At 60.4% G+C, this 22,079-nt stretch carries 15 protein-coding genes; 8 read left to right on the top strand and 7 right to left on the bottom strand.

The features are described 5' to 3' along the window. Positions 1–67: 67 nt before the first annotated feature. Positions 68–409: a hypothetical protein gene (locus HU766_RS23565; RefSeq protein WP_186661121.1), complete on the bottom strand. Its 342-nt coding sequence runs from the start codon at positions 407–409 to the stop codon at positions 68–70. A gap of 133 nt (positions 410–542) precedes the next feature. Here HU766_RS23565 and HU766_RS23570 point away from each other — a divergent pair, with 133 nt between their 5' ends. The 5 genes from HU766_RS23570 (at position 543) to HU766_RS23590 (ending at position 4,462) form a co-directional block, all read left to right on the top strand. Then, entirely contained in the window at positions 543–1,112 is a 570-nt protein-coding gene (locus HU766_RS23570) for a DUF2796 domain-containing protein (RefSeq protein ID WP_186661123.1), read from the top strand. Beyond that, a complete protein-coding gene (locus HU766_RS23575; protein ID WP_186661124.1) occupies positions 1,113–1,823 on the top strand; it encodes an ATP-binding cassette domain-containing protein in 711 nt (236 codons plus the stop codon). Beyond that, positions 1,823–3,088, top strand: a complete 1,266-nt coding sequence (locus HU766_RS23580) for an ABC transporter permease (protein WP_186661126.1) — start codon at positions 1,823–1,825, stop codon at positions 3,086–3,088. Before HU766_RS23575 ends, HU766_RS23580 begins: the two co-directional genes overlap by 1 nt. 68 nt (positions 3,089–3,156) lie before the next feature. Continuing rightward, positions 3,157–3,669 (top strand): DUF3299 domain-containing protein, encoded by a 513-nt coding sequence (locus tag HU766_RS23585; RefSeq protein ID WP_186661172.1) that lies wholly within the window; start codon positions 3,157–3,159, stop codon positions 3,667–3,669. A gap of 109 nt (positions 3,670–3,778) precedes the next feature. Next, positions 3,779–4,462: an OmpW family outer membrane protein gene (locus HU766_RS23590; RefSeq protein ID WP_014589498.1), complete on the top strand. Its 684-nt coding sequence runs from the start codon at positions 3,779–3,781 to the stop codon at positions 4,460–4,462. Here HU766_RS23590 and HU766_RS23595 read toward each other — a convergent pair. Further along, positions 4,450–5,673, bottom strand: coding sequence for an MFS transporter (locus HU766_RS23595; protein WP_186661128.1), 1,224 nt, complete (start codon positions 5,671–5,673; stop codon positions 4,450–4,452). The two genes, HU766_RS23590 and HU766_RS23595, sit on opposite strands and share 13 nt — an antisense overlap. 99 nt (positions 5,674–5,772) lie before the next feature. Here HU766_RS23595 and HU766_RS23600 point away from each other — a divergent pair, with 99 nt between their 5' ends. Further along, positions 5,773–6,216, top strand: coding sequence for a helix-turn-helix domain-containing protein (locus HU766_RS23600; RefSeq protein ID WP_095065405.1), 444 nt, complete (start codon positions 5,773–5,775; stop codon positions 6,214–6,216). 35 nt (positions 6,217–6,251) lie between these two features. Here the strand turns inward: HU766_RS23600 and HU766_RS23605 are convergent, their stop codons facing one another. The 3 genes from HU766_RS23605 to HU766_RS23615 form a co-directional block, all read right to left on the bottom strand. Continuing rightward, the gene (locus HU766_RS23605) at positions 6,252–7,184 is read right to left on the bottom strand and encodes an NAD-dependent epimerase/dehydratase family protein (RefSeq protein ID WP_033703465.1); all 933 of its coding nucleotides are present in this window, start codon (positions 7,182–7,184) and stop codon (positions 6,252–6,254) included. Then, positions 7,177–8,061 carry a sugar nucleotide-binding protein gene (locus HU766_RS23610; protein ID WP_186661130.1) on the bottom strand — a complete coding sequence of 295 codons (885 nt, stop codon included), beginning with the start codon at positions 8,059–8,061 and terminating at the stop codon, positions 7,177–7,179. Before HU766_RS23610 ends, HU766_RS23605 begins: the two co-directional genes overlap by 8 nt. 119 nt (positions 8,062–8,180) lie before the next feature. Then, positions 8,181–8,990, bottom strand: a complete 810-nt coding sequence (locus HU766_RS23615) for a helix-turn-helix transcriptional regulator (protein WP_033703468.1) — start codon at positions 8,988–8,990, stop codon at positions 8,181–8,183. Between the two features lie 178 nt (positions 8,991–9,168). On the opposite strand from HU766_RS23615, the gene HU766_RS23620 reads away from it, so the two are divergent. Both HU766_RS23620 and HU766_RS23625 read left to right on the top strand, forming a co-directional pair. Then, a complete protein-coding gene (locus HU766_RS23620) occupies positions 9,169–10,611 on the top strand; it encodes a sodium:alanine symporter family protein (RefSeq protein WP_186661132.1) in 1,443 nt (480 codons plus the stop codon). A gap of 63 nt (positions 10,612–10,674) precedes the next feature. Further along, entirely contained in the window at positions 10,675–11,673 is a 999-nt protein-coding gene (locus HU766_RS23625; protein WP_186661137.1) for an asparaginase, read from the top strand. A 78-nt stretch (positions 11,674–11,751) separates the two neighbouring features. On the opposite strand, the gene HU766_RS23630 is transcribed toward HU766_RS23625, so the two are convergent. After that, the gene (locus HU766_RS23630) at positions 11,752–16,938 is read right to left on the bottom strand and encodes an RHS repeat-associated core domain-containing protein (RefSeq protein WP_186661147.1); all 5,187 of its coding nucleotides are present in this window, start codon (positions 16,936–16,938) and stop codon (positions 11,752–11,754) included. Beyond that, positions 16,935–22,052 carry a hypothetical protein gene (locus HU766_RS23635; RefSeq protein WP_186661150.1) on the bottom strand — a complete coding sequence of 1,706 codons (5,118 nt, stop codon included), beginning with the start codon at positions 22,050–22,052 and terminating at the stop codon, positions 16,935–16,937. The genes HU766_RS23630 and HU766_RS23635 overlap by 4 nt, the downstream gene beginning before the upstream one ends. Positions 22,053–22,079: the final 27 nt, after the last annotated feature.

Below are 22,079 nucleotides of genomic sequence, written 5' to 3' on the forward strand. Positions count from 1 at the left end.
CTGCGAGGGCTCCGCCCTCGTTCGCGGGGCAAGCCCGCTCCCGCAGGCAATGCTGCACGCCTGCGGGTCAGCCGATCCAGTGATAGACCGGCGCATCCGCGCCGCTTTCCACCTTCACATCACTGCTGTGGCGCAACCGCACCAACAGCCGCTTACCTGCCGCCGTACTGCCCGCCAATCCCTCAAGGCGGTCCAGCAACTCCGGTCCGTTCATCTGCCCCGCCTGGCGCAAAACCTGGCGCGCTGCCGCCCAATGCCCGTCATCCTGCCTCGGCGCCGACGATGGGGTGGCCGCTGCTTCAGCCACAACCGGAACCTCGATCTGCCGCCCCAACTGCGCCCACTCGGCCGGGTCCAACTCGATGGTCAGGTCCACTGGCCAGTCACCAATCTGTCCACGAATTCTCACGATGTTTTCCTTGAGCACAGGTCAATGTGGCCATGCTACAGCAACATGAAACCTGCACCACACAGGCTGGCGGCGCAGAGAAAAGTTGTTATAACATTACCAAATCATTCCCAGCCTGCTCTTGGAGCCTTCCATGCGTCGTCTGCTGCTCGCCTTGCCCTTCGCCCTGCTGCCCCTTTCCATGGCGCATGCCCACGATGACCATGATCACGCCCATGGCACCCTCGGTGCCCACGAGCACGGCGTGGCCAAGCTCAATGCCGTGCTGGATGGCAGTACCCTGGAGCTGGAGCTGGACAGCCCGGCCATGAACCTGGTCGGCTTTGAACATGCCGCCAGCAGCGATGCCGACAAGGCCAAGGTGGCCGCCGTGCGCCAGCAACTCGAACACCCCTTGCAACTGTTCGGGCTGGCCGCGGCTGCCGGCTGCAAGGACGATGCACAAGCGCTGGAAAGCCCCCTGTTCGGCGACGCGCCGAAAGCCGACGACGATGGCGACGAACATGAGCACGGCCACCAACACAGCGACATCGGTGCGCATTATCAACTGACCTGCGCGAACCCGGACACGCTCACCCAGATCGACCTCGCCCCCCTGTTCAAAGCCTTCCCGGCAACCCAGAAGATCAACGTACAACTGATCGGCCCGACAGGCCAGAAAGGCGTGGAAGCAACGCCTGCCAAGGCTGCGGTCGCGTTCTGAATGGGCCAGCCGCTGATCGAACTGCATGACCTGGTCTTCGCCTGGCCAGGTCAGCCGGCCCTGCTGGATATTCCCGCCTTTCATCTGGCGGCCGGCGAGGCGCTGTTTCTCAAAGGCCCAAGCGGCAGTGGCAAGACCACCCTGCTGGGCCTGCTGGGCGGGGTGAACCTGCCTGGCCAGGGCAGCATTCGCCTGCTTGGCCGCGACCTCGGCAGCCTCGGCCAGGGCGCGCGCGATCGCTTCCGGGTCGACCACACCGGTTACATCTTCCAGCAGTTCAACCTGCTGCCGTTTCTTTCGGTGCGCGAGAACGTCGAGCTGCCCTGCCGCTTCTCGCGTAGCCGAGCCACACGGGCGGCCGAGCGCCATGGCAGCGTCGATAACGCTGCCGCCACGCTGCTTGCCCACCTGGGCCTGGGTGACCCGGCCCTGCTCGCCCGTCGCGCCGACAGCCTGTCGATCGGCCAGCAGCAACGGGTTGCCGCCGCACGGGCGCTGATCGGCCAGCCCGAACTGGTGATCGCCGACGAACCGACCTCGGCCCTCGATGCCGACACCCGCGAAGCGTTCATCCGCCTGTTGTTCGACGAGTGCCGCGCGGCCGGCGCCAGCCTGTTGTTCGTCAGCCATGACCAGAGCCTGGCCCCCCTGTTCGACCGGCACCTTTCCCTGGCCGAACTCAACCGCGCCGCCAAGCCCCGGGAGGCCTGATGTACCTGCTTCGTCTTGCCCTGGCCAGCCTGGCCAACCGCCGTTTCACCGCCTTCCTTACCGCCTTCGCCATCGCCTTGTCGGTGTGCCTGCTGTTGGCCGTGGAGCGGGTACGCACCGAGGCCCGCGCCAGCTTCGCCAGCACCATCAGCGGCACCGACTTGATTGTCGGCGCCCGCTCGGGGTCGGTGAACCTGCTGTTGTATTCGGTGTTTCGTATCGGCAACGCCACCAACAACATCCGTTGGGACAGCTACCAGCACTATGCCCAAGACCCACGGGTAAAGTGGGCGATCCCCATTTCGCTCGGCGACTCGCACCGCGGCTATCGCGTGATGGGCACCACCGGCGACTATTTCAGCCATTACCAATATGGCCGCAGGCAGCACCTGGAACTGAGCCAGGGCCGTGCGTTCGCCGATGACCCGTTCGAAGTGGTGCTCGGCGCCGAGGTGGCCGAGGCGCTGCACTACCGGCTCGGCGACAAGCTGGTGCTGGCGCATGGCGTGGCGGCCATCAGCCTGGTCAAACACGACGACAAACCCTTCACCGTGGTCGGTGTGCTGAAACGCACCGGCACCCCGGTCGACCGTACCCTGCACATCAGCCTGGGCGGCATGGAGGCCATTCACATCGACTGGCACAACGGCGTGCCGGCCCGTGGCGCGGGGCGCATCAGCGCCGAACAGGCCCGTACCATGGACCTGCAACCCGCCGCCATCACCGCGTTCATGCTCGGCCTGAACAGCAAGATCGCCACCTTCAGCCTGCAACGGGAAATCAACGAGTACCGCAACGAACCCTTGCTGGCGATTTTGCCCGGGGTTGCCCTGCAAGAACTGTGGAGCCTGATGGGTACCGCAGAGCAGGCGCTGTTCGTGGTTTCGCTGTTCGTGGTGCTGACCGGGTTGATCGGCATGCTCACGGCCATTCTTACCAGCCTCAACGAACGCCGGCGGGAGATGGCGATCTTGCGTTCGGTAGGTGCCCGCCCCTGGCATATCGCAGGGCTGCTGGTACTCGAGGCGCTGTCGCTGGCAGTGGTGGGGATCGTGGCCGGGCTGGGGCTGTTGTACGCTGGCATCGCCGTGGCGCAGGGCTATGTGCAGGCCAATTACGGCTTGTTCCTGCCACTGGCCATGCCCAGTGCGCACGAGTGGACGCTGTTGGCTATCATCCTCGGCGCAGCATTGCTGATGGGCAGCGTGCCGGCCTGGCGTGCCTACCGGCAGTCGCTGGCCGATGGCTTGTCGATTCACCTTTGAGAACCGTCATGACCTCGAACCTCACCGCCTGCTTCGCGGGTTTACCCGCGAAGCGGCCAGTGCACGCCGTGCACATCGTCCTGCTTGTGCTGCTCACGCTGGCGTTACCTGCCTGGGCCACCGCCCCTCGCGAACTCGACTGGCCCGCATTGATCCCCGAAGGCGCACCCGTCATCCCGCCGCAGCTGGCGCCACTGCACGACCTGTCACAACTGAGCGACGCCCTGTCTGCCGAGTCGGCCCCCGCCGCCCACCAGCAGGCGCCGAATGCACCGGTGGTGCAAAGCCTGGACGGCCAGCAGATCAAACTGCCCGGCTACATCGTGCCGCTGGAAGTCAGCGAGGAAGGCCGCACCACCGAGTTTCTGCTAGTGCCCTACTACGGCGCCTGCATCCACGTGCCCCCGCCGCCGTCGAATCAGATCGTGCATATTTTCAGCGAGATGGGCGTGCGCGTCGAAGACCTCTATCAGCCCTACTGGATCGAAGGAAAACTGCAGGTCAGAGCCTCCAGCAGCGAGCTGGCCGACGCCGGATACCAGATGGAAGCCGAGAAAATATACGCTTATGAGCTGAAGTGAGAACTGTTTCGAATTCGTTACGACGCTTCTTTGAGCTGGATCAAACTTTCTGTTTAGACGCCTCCGTACCATTGGACTACTCGATTATTAATGTCCTCTGGGAGCTTCCATGAACAAGTCCTTGCTTGGCGCCTCGCTTGTGGCCCTCGCCCTTGCCGCCCCTGCCGCCCACGCCTACCAGGCGGGCGATATGATTCTGCGCGCCGGCGCCATCACTACCGCACCGAACGAAAGCAGCGGCGACCTGAAGTTCGATGGCAACAAGGTGTCGGGCACCAAGGCGACCCTGGACAGCGACACCCAGCTGGGCCTGACCTTCGCCTACATGCTCACCGACCACATCGGCCTGGAGCTGCTGGCGGCCACCCCGTTCAAGCACACCGTCGGCGTCAAGGGCCTGGGCGGCGGCCTGGACGGCAAGCTGGCCGACATCAAGCAACTGCCACCGACTCTGTCGCTGCAGTACTACCCGATGGAGCCCAACTCCAGGTTCCAGCCGTATGCCGGCGTGGGCATCAACTACACCCTGTTCTTCGATGAAGACCTGAGCAGCGCACGCAAGCAACAGGGCTTCAGCAACCTGAAACTGCAGGATTCGGTGGGCATCGCTGGCCAGTTGGGCATGGACTACATGCTGACCGACAACCTGCTGGTCAACGCCTCTGTCTGGTACGTCGACATCGACACCAAGGCCAGTGTCAACGGCCCGACCGCACTGGGCTACAGCAAGACCAAGGTCGACGTCGACGTTGACCCGTGGGTGTACATGGTCGGCCTTGGCTACAAGTTCTGATCCCGGGCCGGGAGGGCGGCCACGGCCGCGCTCCCGGTGCTCGACACTAGCCAGCAGCCCAGCGCTGTGGCACTGATCCCCGCCCCCAACCCGCACACCGCAGCCCATCCCCAACGGGCATAGACCCAGGTCGCCAGTACCGCACCCAGGCCGCTACCCAGCGAATAACAGCACATGTAGGCGCCAATCAGCCGGCTCGCCAGGGCGCTGCGCCCGGCCAACAACAGGCTCTGGTTGGTGACATGCACCGCCTGCACCGCGAAATCGAGCAATACCACGCCCAGCAGAAACGCCAGTAGCGAGTGCTCGACGAACGCCGTCGGCAGCCACGACAGCGTCAGCACGCCCAAGGCCAGACCGGTGGTGCGATCGCCCCGCCCTTGGTCGGCCAGGCGACCGGCCCGGGCAGCGGCCAAGGCCCCCGCCACACCCGCCAGGCCAAACAGCCCGATCTGGGTATGGTTGAGCGCCAGGGGTGACGCACTCAGCGGCAGCACCATGGCGCTCCACAGCACGCTGAAAGCGGCGAAGATCAATAATCCATACAACCCTCGCTGGCGCAGCAGCGGGTCTTGTCTGAACAAAGCAAACAGCGAGCCGATCAGCGCCAGGTAACTGGACCGCTGCGCCGCAGGCCGGGTGCCAGGCATGCCGTTCCAGAGCAGCCCGGCCATCAGCACCAGCACCCCGGCTGCGGCAAAATAGACGACGCGCCAGCCGGCCACGTCGGCGACCACGCCAGACACCAGGCGCGCCAACAGAATGCCCAGCACCACCCCGCTGGTGACGGTGCCCACCGCCTGCCCCTGTTGCGCGGGGGTGGCCAGGGTCGCGGCATGCGCCACCATCACCTGCACCATGACCGCCATCAGCCCGACCATGGCCAGCGCCACCAGCAGCACCGCCCAGCCCCAAGCCATGCCGACCGCCACCAACGCCAGCGCCGAAACCAGCAATTGGCCGATGATCAGGCGCTTGCGGTCGATGAGGTCGCCTAACGGCACGATCAGCAGCAAGCCCAGCGCATAACCCGCCTGGGTAGCACCTACCACCCAGCCGATGCGCTGCTGCCCTACCCCAAGGTCCAATGCCATCGACTCAAGCAGTGGCTGGGCGACGTACACGGTGGCCACGGCCATGGCACAGGTGAGCGCCAGCAACAGGGTCATCGCTTGGGTCAGACGAGGGGGTGAAGCGCTTGAGGCGTGCATGGCGTATCCCTCCGAACTGGTTTCAAATTAAAACCACATGTGGCTTTCTAGCAAATGTGGTTTTAATCTGCAACCAGAACAACCGAAGAGTCTTCGCTGATGCTTAACGAAACAAACGCACAATGCCCGGTAGCCCGAGCCCTCGAAGTGCTCGGTGACCGCTGGGCGCTGATGATCTTGCGCGATGCCTTCGATGGTTTAGGCCGCTTCAGCGAGTTTCAGAAAAACCTGGGGCTGGCCAAGAACATCCTGGCGTCACGCCTGAAGTTGCTGGTCGAGAGTGGCTTGCTGCAGCTGCAGCCGGCGTCGGATGGGAGTGCCTACAAGGAATACGTGCTGACCGAGAAGGGCCGTTCGGTGTTTCCGCTGGTGATTGCCTTGCGCCAGTGGGGTGAGCGCTTTTTGTTCGAAGCGGGTGAGGCGCGCTCGGCACTGCTGGAGCAGGCCACAGGGCAGGCGATCGCCCCGCTGCAAGTGCGCACTGAGGATGGCCGGGTGTTGCGGCCGGAAGATTGCCAGCGCAGGTTGGTGCGCCACGGATAACTCCGTGACCACCTTCCCACAGCGTCAGGCGGCTTTCAGGCCTTGCCGAGCAGCCGGGACAAACCTTCGACCAACGGCGTTGCCTGCGGGAAGTCGAAGCGCGCCAGCAAGCGCTGATTATCCGCCCTTGAGTGGCGGATATCGCCCGAGCGCGCCGCGCCATAGCTGATCGCAGGCAGGCTGCCGATCACCTTCTCCAGCGCCGCCAGCAGTTGGTTGAGCGACGTGGCCTGGTTCAGCCCGATATTCACCGCCCCCTCCTCGACCTGCTGCTGCTCCAGCGCCTGGATCATCACTTGCACCAGGTCCCCGACATAGAGGAAATCGCGGGTCTGCTCGCCATCACCGAACACCGTGATCGGCAGCCCTTGGGTGGCGCGCTCGCTGAAGATGCTGATCACGCCGGAATACGGCGAGGAAGGGTCCTGGCGCGGGCCGAAAATATTGAAGAAGCGGAAAACCACCGGCTCCAGGCCATGCTGACGGCGGTAGAAATCCAGGTACTGCTCACTGGCCAGCTTATCCACAGCATAGGGAGTAAGCGGTGCCTTGGGCGTGTCTTCGGCTATCGACTCGCCTTCGCCGTTGTTGCCGTACACCGCAGCGCTGGACGCGAACAGTACCCGGCGCACACCGTGCACGCGCATGGCTTCGCAGACATTGAGGGTGCCAATGAAATTGCTCTGGTGCGTCTTTACCGGGTCTTCGACTGAGGCCTGCACCGACGCCACTGCCGCCAGGTGCACCACTGCGCTGCAGCCCGCGGCCGCACGCGTGACCAAGCCGGCATCGGCGACATCGCCTTCGATCAGTTCCAGGCGCGGGTGCGCGATCTGCAGGTTGTCCCGCCTGCCGGTGGACAGGTCGTCGAGAATGCGTACGGCGTAACCCTTGTCCAACAGCGCATCGCACAGGTGAGAGCCTATGAAGCCGGCACCGCCGGTGATCAGGATGGGGGCGTCAGCCATGGCGGTAGAAACGGTCCAGTAGAGGTGGCAGGCCAGCGCGCCAGGCGCGCGGCTTGATACCGAAGGTGTGAAGGATTTTCTTGCAGGCCAGCACTGCGTGCTGTGGCTCTTCGCTGGCATCCGGCCGTGCGGCATGGGCCTGCGGCGTGGGGGCCTGCACCGCCAGCTGACGGTACTGGCCGGCCTCGGCAAGAATTGCCTGCCCCAGCGCCAGCGGCGTGGTCGCCTCGTTGCCAGCGTAATGGTAGGTGCCCCACAGCGGTGCGCTGCAATCGAGCTGCTTGAGCACCGACAGGATCACCCGGGCCGCATCGTCGACCGGCGTCGGGTTGCCGCGCCGGTCATCGGCCAGCAGCAACTCCTGGGGTTGCTCGGCACGGGTCAGGAAGCGCCCGAGCGTGCCGTCGACGCTCTCGTCGAGCAGCCAGCCAAAGCGCAGCAGCACATGTTGCGGGCACGCCGCACGCACGCTCTGCTCGATACGCCAGAGTGCCTGGCCACGCAGGCCCAGCGGCACCGGCTCGTCCTTCTCGCTGTAGGCCGTAGCCCGCGAGCCATCGAAAACCCGGTAGCTCGAAGGCTGCACCAAGGTGATCTGGTGGTGCTGGCACAACTCTGCCAGCCGCTCCACCGCCCGCTCCTGCTGGGCCAGGCGCTGTTCGCTGACCGACTCGGCCTGGAACCAGTCGAAGTAATAGGCCAGGTTGACCAAGGCATTGGGGCGGTGATCGTCGAGCAGCTGAGTGAGGCTGGCCGGGCCCCAGCCGTTTTCCGGCGGGCGCGGTGCCAGGAATGCGATGTCCTCTTCAGCCCCGAGACGAATCAGCGCTTGCCCGAGGGCATTGCCACCACCCAACAGCATTAGGCGCATACGCATAGAGTCAGCAGATCCGGAGAGGTTGATTGAGGGAAAGGGGTCATTTTGCGGTTTCCTGCCCGGGAAGTCCAACACGGGTGGGTGGCTGCCCTGGCGCCATCCCCTGCCCTTGCCAAAACCTATTCGATCTCGAACAACCCATTACTCAACGGCCCCACACTCAACCGTTCGCGCACGTCGTCATCGATGCGCGGGTCATCCGGCCGGTACAGCTTGACCTGGCGATAGGCATTGATGCGGTTGATCTCTTCGCCCAGGTACTCCCACACCACGCGGGTGCAGGCCGGGTTGCGCCGGTCGCCGCTGGAGACACCGGTCTTGAGGCCGTTCAGGCGGGTGATGCGGCTCTTGAAGCTGGGGATGAGGATGGTCTGGCTCATCTCGTTGAGGGTCAGCGACTCGTAGTCGATCAGGAACATTCGGTCTTGCAACTGAAACGCCGCGCCCAGGTAGCGGCAACGCACCTCGGCGTGCAGGTCGGTGGCGCTGCTGCGCTCCTGACGTTCCTGGCGTTCGAACAGGAAGCGGCCGCGCTCTTCGCGCAGGTGCACCAGCGACAGCAGCACCGAGCCCGGTACCGACATGCAGTTGGAGTACTCGAAGTAGTAACCGCAGTAGCGCGACAGGTTGCCGGCGTGCTCGTGCAAGGGCCGGAACAATTCACTGATCGGGTCGCTGGGCTGGTCGGCCACGGCCGACACCCGCGCACCGATCAGCCGGGAGAACTGCTCGGGGGGCACGTTCAGTTCGTAATCCTCGACGCCGAAGAAATCGCCGATGCGCTTGAGGTTGAACGCCGTCGGACGGCTCTGGCCGCTCAGGTACTTGTTGAACTGGGCACGGTTGATCGACAGCTGCCGGCAAACTTCCGAGATAGAGCGGTAGTGGCTGCAGGCCAGTTTGAGGTTGGTAGCGAAATGCTCGCTCATGCAGGGGCTTCCAGGTGACGCGAATGGCGCAAGTGTAGCATCAAGTCGCATCAACTCAGAACAAAATGCGAAATTGTAACCACTCTTGTCATAGCCAACCATGCGCCCCAACGCATAGCGGCGCGCCTGCCGCCCGCTGTCTTTCCACACGAAGAATAAGAATCGAGGTCATTTCCCAATGCTCGAAGCACTCAACGATTTCCTCTCGGGGAAACTACTCATCGTGCTGATCGTCGGACTCGGCAGCTACTTCACCATCCGTTCGCGGTTCGTGCAGTTCCGTCATTTCGTGCACATGTTCAGTGTGTTCAAGGAATCGCTGCGCGGCCAGGCAGGCCAGCTGAGTTCGTTCCAGGCCCTGATGCTGAGCCTGGCCGGCCGCGTTGGCGCCGGTAACATCGCCGGTGTCGGTATCGCCGTGACCCTTGGCGGCCCGGGTGCCGTGTTCTGGATGTGGGTCACCGCACTGGTGGGCATGTCCAGCAGCTTCTTCGAATGTACCCTGGCCCAGGTGTACAAGCGCGCCGATGGCGATGGCCTGTACCGTGGTGGCCCGGCCTACTACATTCAGCACGGCCTGAAACTGAAAAGCATGGCCGTGGTGTTCTCCATCCTGCTGCTGGTTACTTATGGCTTCGCCTTCATGGGCTTGCAGTCGTACACCGTGACCCACTCGCTGGAAAACGCCTTCGGCTTCGCGCCGAGCCACACCGGTATCGCCCTGGCGGTGCTGCTGGCCGTGGTGTTCATCGGCGGCATCAAGCGTATCGCTGCCGTGTCGGACCTGTTGGTACCGATCAAGACCCTGGCCTACATCGGCGTGACCCTGTACGTGATCGGCACCCAGATCGAACACGTACCTGCCATGCTGGAAACCATCTTCAAGAGCGCCTTCGGCCTCGACCCAGCGTTCGCCGGCCTGCTCGGCAGCGCCATCGTCATGGGCGTGAAGCGTGGCGTATTCGCCAACGAAGCGGGTCTGGGCAGTGCACCGAACGTTGCCGCAGTGGCCGCGGTGAAACACCCTGGCGCCCAGGGCGTGGTCCAGGCGTTCAGTGTGTTCCTCGACACCTTCGTGATCTGCACCTGCACCGCGCTGTTGATTCTGCTGTCGGGCTTCTACACCCCGGGCTTCGAAGGTGATGGCATTGTCCTGACCCAAAACTCGCTGGCCGCCGTGGTTGGTGACTGGGGCCGCCTGTTCGTCAGCGTGGCGCTGTCGCTGTTCGTGTTCACCTGCATCCTCTACAACTACTACCTGGGCGAGAACAGCCTGCAGTTCCTCAGCCGCAACCGCGTGGTGCTGCTGGTGTTCCGTGCCTTGGTACTGGCGTTGGTGGTGTGGGGTTCGGTGCAGGACCTGTCGACCGTGTTCGCCTTCGCCGACATCACCATGACCTGCCTGGCCTTCGTCAACCTGGTGGCCCTGGCCCTGCTGTTCAAGGTCGGCCTGCGGGTGATGCGCGACTACGACGACCAGCGCAAAGCGGGCATCAAGCAGCCGGTGTTCGACTCTGCCAAGTTCGCCGACCTGGACCTGGACCGCGACGCCTGGCCTGCCAACCCGCAGGTGGAAACAACCACTGACAAAGCCGTTGGCCAAGCCCAGCCGCAGCGCTGATACTCTCCCCTGCCCAGCCGCCCCACCTGCGGGCGGCTCTTCTTTCTCCGCTCACCGCTACGGATGTTCTCCATGCGCGCAGTAAAGAATCTTCTCGTCCTGTACACCGGCGGCACCATCGGCATGCTCGAAACCCCTGAAGGCCTGGCGCCAGCGGGCGGCTTCGATGCGCGGATGCGCGAGCACTTCGCGCAAATGGCCGATGCCCCCCAGTTGCAGTGGACATTGCAGGAAATGAACCCGCTGCTCGACAGCGCCAACATGCAGCAGCACAACTGGCTGGCCATGCGCGATGCCATCGTCGAAGCGGTGGACGTTGCCGGCCACGATGGCGTACTGGTGCTGCATGGCACCGACACCCTCGCCTACAGCGCGGCAGCGTTGTCGTTCCTGCTGCTTGGCTTGCCGGCGCCGGTGCTGCTGACCGGCTCGATGCTGCCAGCCGGCGTGCCCGGCAGTGATGCCTGGGACAACCTGTGCGGCGCGCTGCGCCAGTGCGAGCAAGGCCTTGAAGAGGGCGTGCAGCTGTACTTCCACGGCCAGTTGCTGCATGGCTGCCGGGCTTCGAAGCTGCGCAGCGAGGCCTTTGATGCCTTTGCCGCGCTGCCGCGTCATCGCGACGGTGAGCGTGCCACTGCCCTGCCTGCCGAGCTTGGCTACAAGCACCCACGCCAGCCGGTCAACCTGGTGCTGATGCCGGTGTTTCCTGGCTTGCAGGCCGAGCATTTGCGGGCGCTGCTAGACAGCGGCGTGCAAGGGCTGCTGCTGGAGTGCTATGGCAGCGGCACGGGGCCATCGGATGACCAGGCCTTGCTGGAGGTGCTGCAGGCGGCGCGTCAGCGGGGTGTGATGCTGGTTGCGATCAGCCAGTGCCCGGAAGGGTCGGTGGTATTCGATACCTATGCAGCGGGCAACCGCCTGCGTGGCGCAGGCCTGGTCAGTGGCGGCGGCATGACCCGTGAAGCGGCGTTGGGCAAGATGTTTGCGCTGCTGGGGGCGGGGCTGGATGCAGAGGCGGCTGAGCAATGGGTTGCGCAGGATCTGTGTGGTGAGCGGGCCTGAGCCCCCTGCCCACTTACCCACCTGCACAGGCGCGACCGTCTGGGCAGGTGGATAAGCCCCTGGAACAGGCCGCCGTTTTTACGTCGGGAAGAAATGCTTCATATTATATTGAATGCCCCAGTCTGTTTTGTAAAAACCTTCCATGTTCGGTTGCTTGCTAATAGCAAACCCGGAATTCGGAGCCGCAACGAATGTCCGGAAATAGTCGTTGAAGCTGCCCTTGAAGCCAAGTTTTTTGAAACGCTTGAACAATGTCGAGTTATCAGGCGTCGAGATGAACAATCTACTCACTGAGGCTTTAACCGGCTTGCGTGTCACGTCGCTGAAACCTTGCGCAAACGAACGCCCGTTGAATTCCAACCCCAAATTGCAGGACAACAGGCGCGCGCAGTCGTACCGCTTCATTGACAAGTGGCTCCACTCGACGGCACTGATCTCGCCCCAGCGCTTTCTGGTCAGTTTCTTCAACTCGCCGGGGGTGTTCTTCATTCGTTTTTGCAGGTCTTCCCCTAGCAACTTATAGAACTTCTCAGGGCTAGTCCTGACGGGTTTGTAATGGCCCGCTCTCCCCGTGGGTTCATAGCGGACCAACGCAGCGCCCGCACCTTCCGCAGCATAACCATGGGCAAGAAAATTTGCTCTGAGCTTGGGGCGAACGTACTCAGGGACCGGTTGAAGTACCAGACCAGAAAGTTGCTTCTTTTTAATAAATGTGTTCAACGCTTTTTTACAAGCACTGTGCGCTTTCCTCAAGGCAGGCAACGTCGTCTTTTCATAGACGACGAACGCGTCGCCAATTTTCTTGTTGATCGCCTTTATCTTGGTGATCTCCGCACTGTGCGTTATTTCCAGCGCGGCCGCCCTCGCCTGAAGTTGTTTACTGATATCCTTGGCTACTTCCTGCCAATGGCTGACCCCTGCGGCACCGCTTTGCGGTGCCTTCTTCAGCAGTGCTTTATCGATGATTGACGTAGCGCCCAAGTAGACACTTTCGTCGCTGAATTTATAGCGAAGCTCATGCAGTTGGTTGGAAAACTCATCGACATTGTCTGGCGTTACGCGGTTTACGGCAATGGTATCTATCCGGTTGCCCTGCACGGTCACCTGCCCGGCCAACATAGCGTCCAACTCGTCGCGGGCCGCTTGCACCGTGCGGTACTCCTTATCAAGGACTGTATTAAAGTTCCGTTTCAAGATAACCGACTCGTCACGCAACTTCAGGAAATTCTTGTGCGACTTTTCAACGTCCTTCAAGGCAGCTTGGTAACTGTCGACCACGGAAGACTCGAACTTTTTGACGCGTGCAGCTTTGAGGGTTTTGTCCTCCTGCTCGATAAACTCCATCATTGCGGTGGCATTTTTGGTTATCGCTGGCTTGACGTCGGCGAGGTCCTCAAAGAATCCCACGCCAGGAATGATATCCGGTTTCTGCGAAATGACCCGCGCACTTTTCATGCTGCCGCCGAGTTCGATTCCTCCGAGATGCGTGGCCTCCTCAAGCATCTCTGCGGCGCGCGTGTTTTTTACCAAGTACGCTGAACGGCGCGACGCCTTGAACAACGACTTCAATCCGTGCAGTTTTACGCTCTGTCTTAGTCCGCGAATGGCCTGAACCCCATAGCGAGCGCCTGTCGTGACCTGGCGACCGACTTTGGCCAGGCCTTTGCCCGAGGCATCAAACAGACTCGTGGCTAACGCGGCCCAGCCCAACTTCTCAGATAACGCGGGATTGCTCTTGCGTAGCACAAGCTCTCCCACAGTCAATCCGAATGACACACCCGCAATGAACAGAAACAGCACTCCAAGCATTCCCCCCGTCGCAATAGCACCCATGACCGCAAAGGCGGTCGCCACACCCAGCAATGCCCACTCCCACCACGCAGCGCTATCATGATGAGGCGGGGTAGTATCGCGGATCATTTCATCCAGCGAAGCCAGGCTTTCAGCCTGATCTCGGCGGCTGATCATGATATGGCCGCTGGGGTCGTGCCAATTAACCGGATCACGGCCCGCGCAATAGGCGCGATCGTTCAGGCCGCCCTCACCGAATGGGCTCAAGCTGTCACTCTGGTAGAAGGCTTGATGCCTTGGGTCATACACCCGATAGCCATTACCCAAGTGATAACTGCCCGTCACAGGGTCCACGCGTTGACCGTTGTAAGCCGTGCCACTGTTGAACGTATTCAAGCGCGCCAAGGGTGCCTCGCCCCACGGGGTAAACCCGATCGAGCGGCTCTGCCACTTGCCTTCAGCGCTGATCGAATACTCCTCTGCCCCCCCACTTTGCGGATCGGCCAGGACGAAGTAGGTTTGCAAGACCTCGCGCGCGCTTTCGGCCGAAATGCAGTCCACAACCAAGCCCGCCTCTTCATCGAGCAGGCGGCGCCGGAGCACGCTGCCTTCAGCATCCAACCACACCTCCCCACACAGCTGATGGTCACTGTACTGAAGCACACGGCGCTGCTTGCCAGTTTCATCCCATTGAGCCGCCAGGCGGCCCAACTCATCGTATTCATAGGTGGCAAGCGTGCTACCCGCAGCGCTGACAGAGCGCAGTTGCCCACTCTGGGTATAGGTCAGCGTCTGACCCAAGGCATTTTCAGACAGGTTGCCATTGGCGTCACAGCTAAGTACCGCCTGCTCCTCACTGGCATCTGCTTGCGTCACGGTTGCGTGGGTGCGCCGGGTGGGTTGCGACGCATCTGTGTACTTGTAGCTGCGCGTCTCGGTCTTGTTATCGCTGAATGTTGTGGTACAGCTCACAAGATTACCCAGCGCATCGTAGCTGTAACGCTGCTGTTTGAGGCTTCTGGCGTGCGCATCCTCGATTGCATACCCCTCCTTGGCCTCAACGCACCAGCACTCGAGCTCATTTCGCAATGAGTGGTAGGTGTAGGTTTCAGTACGTGTTGCCGTCTGCTCTGCATTGCGGTACCAGGTCTTGCTCAACAATTGACCGCTCAATGACCAGCTCTGCACGTAGCGACTCTTGATTACACCGTCCAGCCGATAGGTCCTTTGTGTTTCCCGGCTCAAGTCATCGTAGGCCATGGAGACCGTCATGCCTCTACCGCTGCGAAGGTCCTGCACGGTCAATTGTTCGATTTCGCCTAACGTGCCGTATCGATAACGATACTCAAGGCGTCCACGCCGCACACGGGAACGCCGATTCCAGCCATCCTGCCAAGCGCGAGTCGACATGCCGTTAGCATGCCTGATCGCGCTGACATCACCGCGTAGAGACTGCTGGTAGCATTGTTGCTGGTGCACCCCACGTACCCATCGGTTGGATTGAACCGCCCCCATCAGAAGCGGCAGCGTGCAGTCGCTTAGAACCCTGCTCTGCATCTGCTCTGCCGCCTCGGGCCGCTCTGTATACAACGTACGGGTGATGTCGTTATAGGCGAATGACGCGACCAGGGTTTTAGGTACACTGACGTCTTTGCCGGCTCTGTCGGTATACCAGCACTGCGCATCGCCATCTTCATTGGGCTCACTCCACAGGCGTGTGCCATCTGGGCGCTTGTAGCGTGCACCTTCTTGTGAATAAGTCAGCGACGACGTCGGGCCACCTACCGTTCGTGAGGCAATCTCGCCACTGTGATGACTCGAACCCAACAGCGTCTGATGGCCAAGCTGCTGCTCTGTACCCTTTTGCGGTTTCAGGCTGACGCTGACTGGCGTCTCGCTCAGGCCTTGGTACGTCCACTTCAACACCGTATTGTCCGGCGTGGTAATCTGGATCCTCCGCCCGAGTTCGTCGTACGCATACGCCCACTTTCGGGCAACTTCTGCATTGTCGATGCTCACGGTTTCGGTCGATTCGATACGCTGACCGCGAGCATTGTGCTTATCAACGTGAGTGCGCCCAGTGCTGCTCAAGTGGGCAGAGGTGTCACTCCGCCGCTTGAGAAGCTGAGTGATCGAGACCTGGCCGTCATTGTGATTGTGCTGCGTCGTGTGCTGGCCGTGCAGCACACCTTTAGAAAGATTACCGGTCAAGACCTCGGTAGTCAGAATCTCGCTCTCGTCAGCGTCCCGTGTCAGCGTTCGGGTTTCTGACTGCCAGAACCAGCCCTGCAAGTTGTCCGGCAGGGATGCCCCCTCGTTACGCAGGCACAGCCCTCCGGGAAGATAGTCAAAGACGCATTGGTGCTGCACCTCTCCGTCAGCGCCGTAGGCGATCTCTTCAAGGCAAACATAATTGCTCGCACAGTGATCATCACCGGCAAGGCGTTGGAGCTCACGGCGCACCGGCCGCTGCAAACCGTCGAAAAATGTCCGCCCTGACCGCCCATCCGGTCCTACTGTGCGCACCGAAGTGCCATTTGACGTTTCCGACCATTCGACACTCAGGGTAGCCAGCGGCGCTTCGCTAACCTCTCCGGCCATGAACCCCGTCTCGTCCCAGCCATAGGTGCTGCTGGCCACCGAGCGGTCCCTGGCGTCATATCGGTAATACAGCATGGTTGCCGGCCGCCCCAAGTCATCCTGCTCGGTCTCGCGCAGCACCCGGCCGCTTCTGGCTGAGCGGATCTGGTGAGAAAGCGTCGCGGTAAGGTTGAGGTTGCCATACTGCAACGGCGTGGCGCTTTTGCTAGCCACGGTACCCGCCGCGGCATCCACATCGGTGACCTGGGTGACCTTGCGCGTCTGGCGGGCAGTATTGTCCTTATACCAGCGGGTGCAGGTGGTCTGCGCCCTGGACTGCCCATCGATCACCGTCGTCATGAGCTGCTGCAGGCTGACTACCACACCCACCCGGTCAGATGCTTTGCCAACGGTCCAGGGCGTACCGCCGGTGTCAACCGTGACGCCTTCAATCGTCAAGATTGTATCGGGTACCAGCATCCCCTTGCTGTCTATCCCTGCGCTCTGATAGCCATACAGGGTGAGTGTCATGTCTGACAGAGTGCCATCAGGGAACTTGACGTAGCTGCAATGGCCCATCAGCGGCGGGGAGCTCGGGTCCGGGAGGTTCGGACACGCCAACCCCAGCGTGCTGACGATACCCGTGCCTTCCTCCAGCTTCAGGCCTTGCAGCACGCTCCTCACTGTGGGCACCTTATCGCTGCGGTCGGGTTTGTCGTCACTGGCCGTCACCGGGTAATAGCAGAAATGCGAGGTCCAGCCGTCATCGGTCTCGGTTTTGGTCAGCATTGCGCAGAGCGGGTCATAGGTGAACCGAGTCGTTTCCGTTGCAGCGCGGGGCACAGGTGCCATCGGCGCTGTCGATTGGCTGCTGGTGGTCGTTTTTGTGCTCATGACGGGCTCCCATCCTTGGCTGACTCGGCAGCGCTGTCGGCGACAATGGCGCCCCTTGATTGCAGGCGCAGGTCCTCGGTGGTGACGGTCGTGCTCACGGGCTGGGTGGCCAGGCGGAACTTCAGGTTGGGGTCGGTACTGGTAATCGAATCGGGGTACACCATCGTTGTGGTTTCCCGAACTACACCCGGGGTTTCCTGGATGACTTGAGTTTCCAAAAGGAAGCCGTTCTTCAATGCCCAGGTGCGGCGGGTCAACGGCCCACACGCAGCGCTGCCGGTCTCGAGCGAGCAGGTGGCTGAATACGTCTGCCCGGGCTTGCCCATCTGGTTGATGTTGCCTTCATACTCCCAGATATGGCTGATCGTCTGCTGCCCTGCGCCTGGCACCAGGGTGTGGCGCAGCACCCTTGACAGGGGGATGACGGCGTCGCTCAGATCCCAGTTCTTCCAGTTAGGGGCATAACTCACGGCCTCAATGGACCCGTCCTCTTCAGCTACCCAACACAGCACACGGTCCAGGACCGGTTCGCGTTCGTAGCCGAACTTTACGGTCTGCACTGGCGCGCTGGCATCCTCGCCTTTACGGGTAAGGCAGGTCAGCAGGCAGTCGTTGATGGTGAGGGTGACCTCGTATGCTTCGTCCGTTTCTGGCCAGACAGTGAAGGTGCTGCTGTAGCTGCCTTTTGCCACTGGGGTGCCATGCGCGGCCTTGAGCAGTGTGGTTTTACCGTCAGCGATGGAGGTCAGGAAGATGTGGCCTTCTTTACCTTGCCACTTCAGTGTCAGCGTGCCGCCCTGCGGGGAAGTGATGCTGGTGGGCACCAGGGTATAAACCTTGCGGTTCTTGTCTTTTTGGATCGCATTGATCTCCTCCAGCTTCGCATTGAAGTAGGTTTCATGTTCTTCCGTAATGCCCGGTTCCTTGAGCCATTGTTCAAGGTTGTTCTTGATTGAGCCAATTTTGGTCAAAAAGGCCTTTTTGTAGTTCTCGTTCGGCTCTTTACCATCATACGGATGGGGTCTTGCCAAGGTTTCGGTGCGCCCGGAAGGGAAGGTTACGGTCAACCCTGTCAGCTCGTTGAATGTGCCCTTGGCGCCAGTCAAAGTTACGCCGTTGATAGACAGCCCTTCGGCCTTCCTGGCCTGAGTAGCCAAGGCATCAGTCAAGGTGATGGTCTGGCCGTTACTGAGCGTAAGGCGGTGCGCGTAGTTGTCATAGGCGCTGAAGCGGAACGCCCAGCCGTCGCCCAAGGCACTTTCATTGGCCCGAGTAGCGGAGTAGTGCAGGGTCAGGTCGATTTCCGGGCCTTTGCCACTGAGGCCGCGGATCACGCCGACCGGGTAATGGGCATGGAACAGCCCGGTTTTGGGGTCGACGCCGTTTTCGCTGGCGCCACTGACATCGTAGACCTCGGAGCCGAGGGTGCCGGCGTAGTCTGCGCACAAAGAATCAGCAACGACGAACTCTTTGCCCATGAATGGCCGTTGAATGGTCGCGGCGGCCCTTGAGTGAGGATTGCCATACGCACCCATGGTCCAGCATGCGGAATCAATGCCCGACCTGCTGACATAACTCACTGCACAGAGCTCTGCGTCACCGCTGATTTTTTCTTCATCGGGAATGTGCAGACGGATTCCGCCATATCCAACACTATTTACTGTAGCGAGAATATCCGGCGCACAGTGCGACGTGAAGGAAATGTACCGAATTCCTTTATCCAATGCGCTCCGTGTTAGCTGCAGGTGAAGGTATGAGCTGAACTCTGTGGACTGAGTGCACATCAAACTTCTGAGTGTATACACGTCACGGCCCCCTACGGCCTCGACAACTCCTGGGCGAGCCAATAACGGATCAAATCGTCCTGACCTTTTCTCCAGCATATGCTTTTTCACTTCAGCAACAGCTTTTTTTATTTTCTCATCGAATTCTGGTAATTGGTAAAAACGCGGCGTATCGTAGTGCAACTCTGGCAACGCTAAATAGACCGATTTAAGTTTCTTAACCCCATCAAAGCCTATAGCATCATAAAGCTCCTGAACAATACTGTTAACTACGACTTTCAACGCAACATGGTGACCGCAATAGTCATAGTGGGCGCGTTTTTTGTGATTACCACTCTTTATGGGGGAGAGGAACTTTCCCTCAAACAAGACACGCATAAGAATGATTTTCGCGACCAAATCGAGAGCAGCCTCCGCTAATACCCTTAAGCATTTGACATCCGCCACAAACAAGTTCATCACCTCTAAATCTCTCAAACTGCTATACACACTCAGATCTCGCAGAGCCGGTATAAACCGAGACTTCAGCTCAAAACTATCCTGTAAAAAATCCTCAGGCTCGACTACAACTTCACCAGCCCTATAAGCCATCAGCAATATGAGTGCATGCACCTGCTGTTCGAAACCTTCAGGCTCTACATACTTGAGAGTCAGCTTACTTTCTGTGCACGACAAGCACTCCAACACATAATCTTCCATATCATGAAACCGAAACTCCCATACATCTTTCTGCGGATACGCCATATCATCTTCTGATAGTCTAATACATAGAAGTGCCGCAGTATCGGCAGAGGGGGCTTTAAACTGAAAACTCTTGTAGGTCGCTGTTTGAGAATTATACTCAGCCTCACCGCGCCGGGCCCGCATTTGATCACAATCACGCTCGTTTAAAACCTCCCCACCCCAATGTATTAACTTGGCATAGGTTTTATTGAAGCCCGAGGTATTACTCCACGTCTTTGAAGTCGCGTAACCGACTGCTTCTTCCACAATCCTCATATTACGCACAGACATTAGCCGGGGCATTAAATGGGGCACCCCCACTAATTTCGATTTTTCTTTCTGCAATTGCTTCGCAATCACCACCCATTCGGCATCCTGGGGCAACCACAGGAAGTGCTTCGAAAAATCCGTAGTCGTTTCGCTCGGCATTGTGGCTCGAGTCTTTGCTTCGCCCCACTCTGGAACAGAAGATGCCACCTTCCCGCCCAACGCTTTAAGCCACTGCGCTTGGGTTTTCGCTTGTTCCTGGCTGGGCGTGAACGTCCATGTTTCTACCGAGTGCCCACTCCAGCGATCGGTCAAGGTCAAGGCCACTCCATCCTTGTACCCGTCATAAAGCTCACTGAGACTCAGCGCTTTACCGTCAGATGTCTCCAGCGCTTTTTCGTAGTCCCCAGTCAGCCCAGGCACGCCGATCACAGTCAACCTGACAGGTAACGGCATGAGCCACAATGCCCACTCACTGGCGGTGGTCGGTGTGACGCCAGGGTTCTTGCCAGCGGCCAAGCACAAGTAACTTCCCAGTGGCGAGGCCGCCAGCGCTTTTTTCAGTGAAACCAGGCACTTCTGCGCATCGCTATCGGTTTTCTTGACGGTGTAACTGAACGGTGAACCCGGTAGTTGCCCCGTGCTGTAGCGGTCGTATAGATGAAACTGAATGACCGCCCCTTCGGTGGGCTTGAACGCAGCCACGGCGCGGTGCTTTTGCCAGGTCAGTGCATCAAGCTCTACCGACAGGTTCGAATGTTGCGCCACCCACAACGCATTGCCACTGTCCGCCGATGTCACAGTGACCTTGTCGTCGTCAAGCCCCCCGGCGCGCAGCATCCCGTATTGCCCATCCTTCGCTTTGGCGTTGATGGCATCGCACAGCCCCTTGGACCATGCACTCACTGACGTATCATCGTGCACTGCTGGCGGTGTGTAGAGGTAGGTCTCGTACAGGTGCAGGGAGGTGCGGTCGCGCACCTGCACGCTAACGCTTTCGCCGGCCGGTGGCGCTATGTCAGGCACCCGCCCGGCAATGACCTGGTTGGCCTGGAACGGGGCATTGGTGAACAAACGGCAGCCGCTGCCGTAGTGCCACAACCGGTTGATCGCATCTTTATCGGCGTCAGACAGCGCGGCAAACGCCTCAGTTGTCGGGCTCCCTGCCTTGTTGATGTCCAAACCGCCTACGTCGGCCAGGTGGCCGGCGCAGATCCATTTGTAACCGTCGATGGCAGGTGCCTCGTCGACCGCCGTCAAGAAGGCTTTGGGCCAATCCGCCTTGGCCTTCTCGGTGGCCGTCGCCTTCCAGGCAACCGTCTTGAGAATCCGCCCATCTTGTTCACTGACGAGCCAGGCATGCACATGCTCACCTACGCTCAAGTCGCGGTCGGCCAACAGGTACGCAGAGCTGAACCACGTGTGCTCGCCGGCACCGAGGGTGGCGGGCTCGAAACCTGTCATGTTCGGCAGGATATCGTTGTCGAGCGCGCTGTCTGTTGCGTCGCTCCACATCGGCCCAAACGAAGCCTGGGCAACACCTGTGCCCGTACTTGTGCCCGTACTTGTGCCCGTACTTGTGCCCGTACTTGAGCCGCCTTCGCCAGGCAGGCCACCGGTGCTCTCGCCGGCCTGCCCAGAGCCGGGCTGCTGGCCTGCACTGCCGTCGTTGCGCTTGATGGCAACGCGCCCGCTGTTAGCCTGCGTCACTGCCCAATCACCCGGGCGGTAGAGATCCCCCAGCAACTCTTTCAACCTGGTCGTATGCGTATCGATGCCGCCAATGCCTTCGGGTTTCTTCTCTCCGGGCGCAAGGTAACGGAAAATATGACTGGTATAGCCCCAGGGTATGGATTCGTTATGCGTTTTCTCAGTAATAGCACGTTTGATGAAATAATTATCGGCGTGTGCAGGCAGCTTGGCGAGATCACCGTCAGGCTTCCAGCCGAATTCGCCCATTATTGGGTTACGATAAAAGTGCCCGTAATGATAAACCGTATCAAGTGAACTTTGCTCCAGCGTCCAGCGAATGAGAAATGGCCCAGGTTCATCATAAAGGTAAGACATAGGGGCTTCTCGCTCGATCAAGACCCACCCCAGCGCCAACAGTGCCGCAAACTCCTTTGCCAATTGCGCCTGTTTGGCAGGCAGTTCCGCAACGGTCTGTATGTCTTTCCAGGCAAATGAACGGCGCTTGCCGTCTACTTTCACCTCGGCCTCAGTTTTAGAGCTCCCTTGCCAGACCCCGCGCGCACCATTGATCGTGATGGCATCGCCTTCCTGGAAGTATTCGGCAATCTCTTCCCGGCTAAATACTTTAGTCCCTTTTACCTCAGTCATGACACTTACCTCTGTATTGGGTTAGGC

This window comes from Pseudomonas sp. SWRI77 (genome assembly GCF_014269105.1).
Lineage (GTDB): Bacteria > Pseudomonadota > Gammaproteobacteria > Pseudomonadales > Pseudomonadaceae > Aquipseudomonas > Aquipseudomonas capeferrum.